The 4,581-nt window shown below is 42.3% G+C and carries 3 protein-coding genes and 2 pseudogenes; 2 read left to right on the top strand and 3 right to left on the bottom strand.

Annotated elements, in window-relative coordinates; genetic code table 11:
* Both H6F50_RS24875 and H6F50_RS24870 read right to left on the bottom strand, forming a co-directional pair.
* Positions 1-612, bottom strand: a pseudogene (locus H6F50_RS24875) (hypothetical protein); the annotation flags it as partial.
* Positions 594-1,997, bottom strand: a complete 1,404-nt coding sequence (locus H6F50_RS24870; RefSeq protein WP_190430745.1) for a VWA domain-containing protein — start codon at positions 1,995-1,997, stop codon at positions 594-596. The pseudogene H6F50_RS24875 and the gene H6F50_RS24870, both read right to left, overlap by 19 nt.
* A 389-nt stretch (positions 1,998-2,386) precedes the next feature.
* On the opposite strand from H6F50_RS24870, the gene H6F50_RS24865 reads away from it, so the two are divergent.
* Positions 2,387-3,148 carry a Mut7-C RNAse domain-containing protein gene (locus H6F50_RS24865; protein ID WP_190430744.1) on the top strand — a complete coding sequence of 254 codons (762 nt, stop codon included), beginning with the start codon at positions 2,387-2,389 and terminating at the stop codon, positions 3,146-3,148.
* Positions 3,149-3,345: 197 nt separating this feature from the next.
* Positions 3,346-3,816 (top strand): regulatory protein RecX, encoded by a 471-nt coding sequence (locus H6F50_RS24860; protein ID WP_190430743.1) that lies wholly within the window; start codon positions 3,346-3,348, stop codon positions 3,814-3,816.
* A 490-nt stretch (positions 3,817-4,306) separates the two neighbouring features.
* Here H6F50_RS24860 and H6F50_RS24850 read toward each other — a convergent pair.
* Positions 4,307-4,581, bottom strand: a pseudogene (locus H6F50_RS24850) (GAF domain-containing protein); the annotation flags it as partial.

Here is a 4,581-nt window from a genome sequence, read left to right as displayed (position 1 = left end):
GCCAACTAACTGATTCCGAATCAAGAACAACGCCCCGGTTTGCTGGGGAAGCAATTCAAATCGGCTTTGATATTGCGTCAGAAAGGTGCGTTTTTTACTGAGAATTTGCTCTAAGTGACCGCGTTGAGGTAAATCAAATCGCTGATTTAGACGCTCAATTTCTTTCCAGAGTTTGCTGTAGTCTTCCTGACCCCGGAGTTTCAATGCTTGAAAGCGCAGTTGCAGGGGGAGAATGAAGAACCATTGTTCTCGACCTTCCAAATAACCGCCTTGACCGGATTGCACACAGCAGGCATCTTTAAACATGAGTTTCTGTCCCGCAGCAATAAATGCTGACCGACACAAAGCATGATTTTGGGCTTGGTCTTGGATATAACCCATGTGCAAGGGAACGATTGCCACGCCCGTTGATGGATTATGGAGTTCTACATTTCCATAGCCGTGAACTCGACTGAGTTTCAACCCAGACAGGGGACTGGTAAATTGACCCAGACAATCTGGGCTGAAGATAGGGACTACAGTCAAGGCTCCAGACTGTTGAGGAATTCCAAAATGATAAGGAGAGAGATCGACTTTGTCGGGAATTAATAACTCTAATGGCTGGTAGTCCATGTGGCTAACTCCTTTTCTTGGAATGTGAGTTTTTGGCGGAGGAATTCCTGCAAAGAAGTTTCGGTTTGCTTTGCACCCGCGATCCGAAGGCTGCGCGGTAGCGCAATCGCAAATAGCGAATTTAGTAAGTCTTCAAAATCGTCTTGATGCCAGAATTCTCTTTGGAGGAGATTAGCCGCAGGTCGTCTCAATTCCAAGTCATCCAGCGCCGTAAACTTGCTATGACAGAAGATAATTGGGGTATGAATACCCAATTGCGGCAAGGTGGCGACGACTCTTTCCAAGTCTCCCGGATACATATTTTCATAACCATCAGAGACAATGGCGACTAAATCGGGTGAGTCTTCTAAAGCGTCCAGTAAAGTACCTGCTAAGTCGGTGTAACCTTCTGGCATGGGTAATTCGCCAACTCCCCCAAGGGTATGGACTTTGAGGTTCGCGCAGCATTTTTCGAGTACCAATTTCAGGGCGATTGACTGCGCTAGAGAACAGTATTCGCGATCGCCATAACTTCTTGTCGAAGCAGACGCATCCAATACCAATGCCACTTGACCTGAAAATTTCGGCAGGTTTACCACAGCTTGTTCGACATAATGCTGCAAAGCTGACATTAATTCCGGCGATTTTCCACCCCGATACAAATGCACCAAGGTTGCGGAAATATCACCGCGATTGGTTGCCGTTACTGTCTTGGGACGCTCTGTTTGTACCTCAAATTGACGATATTGTTGATGAACGAGAGTATATTTAACTTCGCCTTCCGCAGGCATTAAACCTGTTCCCAGAGGAGAATGATACAGAAAAGGTAGAATTGCTTTCACCGACTCTGGATGATGGGCATAACGCAACAGATAGCGGCGCAAATCGCTTTTATCAACCGTTGCATCCGACAGCTTTTTCACAGAACCCCGCGCCACATTCTTCCCCAGCGCGTGTTCAATCGCATCCACAACCGCAGGACGACGGCGCAAAGCCATATCCTCAAATTGGGGATGATTGAGGATGTACTGGAGAATCGCCCTCGCGGTATGTTTGTGATTCGCTCGTACCCGTCGCAGTGCTAAAAAGACGGTCAAAACTTGGTCGGGGTGCAAAATTGCCAACAAGAAATTAATGACGCGATCGCTTGTTTGACGTACTTCTTTCGACATCCCCACACGAGAGCGTTGCAGCAACTGAAACAAAATCCGCAGGCGCTGCCCCTTTGTAACATGGGTGATGAGAGCTAAAAGCGCATACAATTCTGGATTTTGTTCGTAAGCTTCCCGATGCAGAGATTCATCGCTCCAGCGTGGGGGTTGCCCGTTATAACGAAGGAGAAATGGCTCATTACAAGAGCGCAGATGCACAATAATATTCAAGATGGCTGGTTGAGTTGCATCCATAATTTGACTCCTTGCATTACAAAGCTGGAGCGTATCCCCGCAGATGTTTAGGAACGCTCTGATTACTTTGATGAATTCCCCAGTGGCTTCAAGAACTCGACCACTTACTTAAATATACTACAAATATACTACAATTAATTGAGTTGCCACAAGAGGGCAACTAGCGATCGCAAGCATCTCACTTGTGAAAATTTGCAAAGACCTACAACTATCCCCCCGCAGGCAGGGGAAAGGTAAAGAAAAACTTTTTTTCATGGGGAAGTAGAATTTCAGGATTTCGGCTTCCCCGTACCCCCTCTATTCCCTCGCAAGTGGAGGAAGACAAGGAATAAATTTTATTTACGAGAGTTGAGGTGGGGTTCTGAACTACGGTGTATTAATTTCTCAATATGGCTAAAGCAGATTTTAATTTTTACGCAGAATTGAATGATTTCTTGCCACGGAAAAAGAGGGGCGTAACCATTACTCATGTTTTTGAGGAACGAGCCTCAATTAAGGACACGATCGAATCTTTTGGCGTCCCTCATCCGGAAGTGGATTATATCGAAGTCAACGGCAAACCCGTCGATTTTTCCTATATTGTGACTGATAGCGATCGCATCCATGTTTATCCAATTTCTGCGGCGACTGAAAACACATCTAGCGTCTCTCTCGTTCGTCCTCAACCGCTAGAATTTCCTCGTTTCGTTCTCGATATTCATTTAGGGAAACTAGCAACATCTTTACGAATGTTGGGTTTTGATACCCTGTATCGAAATGACTATGACGATCTAGAGTTAGCCCAAATTTCGGCATCTGAAGAACGAATTCTCTTGACTCGCGATAAGGGTCTATTGATGCGTAGTTTGGTAACACATGGATATTATGTCAGAGAAACTAATCCAGAGCGACAGGTGGGCGAGATAATGGGACGCTTTGCTCTAATTGAATTCGTCAAACCATTGCAACGATGTTTGCGTTGCAATGGTTTATTAGAACCTGTGGATAAGGAATCGATTCTTGACCAAGTGCCACCCAATATACAACAATCTATTGATGAATTTAGCCGCTGTCGTGAATGCGCTCATGTTTATTGGAAAGGCACACATTATGAACAAATGCAGCAATTTATCCAAGGAATAATTTTCTCGAAGCCGGTTGAATCGAATTGAGTATAAAAGCTGGCTTTTTGCGATTCTCATTGATTATTTTAAAGCAAATCTTAACAATTTATTTCATTCTTTAAATAATTATTTTTTGGGTATTTGTGCCTAAAAATATATTTTTAACATACATTATTCTAGACTGCCATACAACAATTAAACTTTTGTATGTGTTAAAATCAATAAACATAATAACTGTTTGATAAATGAGTTGCACTGACTATTTTTTTCGCCTGATCTCCCGCCGAGATTACAGTGCTTACGAACTTTTAAAGAAAGGACAATTAAAGGGGTTTGAGCCAAACGAAATCTCCGAGGCTATCAATTATTTGCAAGAGAGAGACTATCAATCCGACACGCGCTTAGTCGCCAACTTGATTGCCTACTCTCAAGGCAAATATGGGAAATCTATGGTAAGGCGCAAATGTATGGAAAAAGGGATTTCCTCCGAGGTATTCGAGCAAGTTTGGAACGAACAAATCGAAGCAGAGGGAAGTGAGGAAACAGACGATCTGGATGGTTTAAAAACAAAGATCATGCGAAAGTATAAAATTGATGATTTTCAAATTATCGACCAAAAAACCAAAGCCAAGCTATTAAATTACTTGCAATATAGAGGCTTTAATGCTTTTGAAGTTTTGAAGCAATGGCAGAGACAACAAGTAGAAAATGAGTAACGGAGCGGTTTGGTAATTTGGTATTTCTAGATTATCTTAAAAACTTTTAATTTGCATTTTTTTATCACCTTTAGTTTGTATCTATATGAAAGATATTGTCACCTTGTTTTTTGGGTTGGGTATGGTGTTTAACGCCAGCTTATTTATTCCACAAGCCTTAAGGATTGTTCAAACGAAGAGTTCTAAAAATTTGTCTTTAATTACTTTTCTCGGTTTTAATTTTATTCAGCTTAATGGAGTTCTATATGGGTATTATCGAAACGATTTGGTTTTGATGTATGGAAACTTGATTAGTTTTATTAGTTGTGCAAGTGTAACAATTTTGGCAATTATATACCGAGGTAAAGAACCTAGGTAAAGAGTAGGGGCGTATAATTCTACACCCCTCCCTATATTCAGGTTCATTTCTATTCAGCTATGGAAACAAGCAATATTTAGTAGAGACGCGATAACCCTTGTCTCTACATTTCGGTGTTAGTAGCTAGAGAATTTATCCCTTCGCAGGTATGGAAGACTTCGCTGCCAATATATAGGCAACAGCAAGGGGTGTTAATTTCTCTGTAACTGTGGTCATAATAGAGCGGTCTTCCGGCGTCCATACTCTAGGCTGACCAAAGACACAAGGTTGCAGAATTCCCCACAACAAATTATCTTTGCACAGGTGAGCGTGAACTAATGCTCGATGTCCAAATTCTTTTTGCTCGAAAGCTTTATTAACGACTTCCGGATTCGCTGTCTCTACATCTTCGACAAAGACAGAAGGTT

This window comes from Coleofasciculus sp. FACHB-712 (genome assembly GCF_014695635.1).
GTDB lineage: Bacteria > Cyanobacteriota > Cyanobacteriia > Cyanobacteriales > FACHB-T130 > FACHB-T130.
Note: the sequence above shows the minus strand (reverse complement) of the source record. Positions and strands in the feature narration are given on the sequence as shown.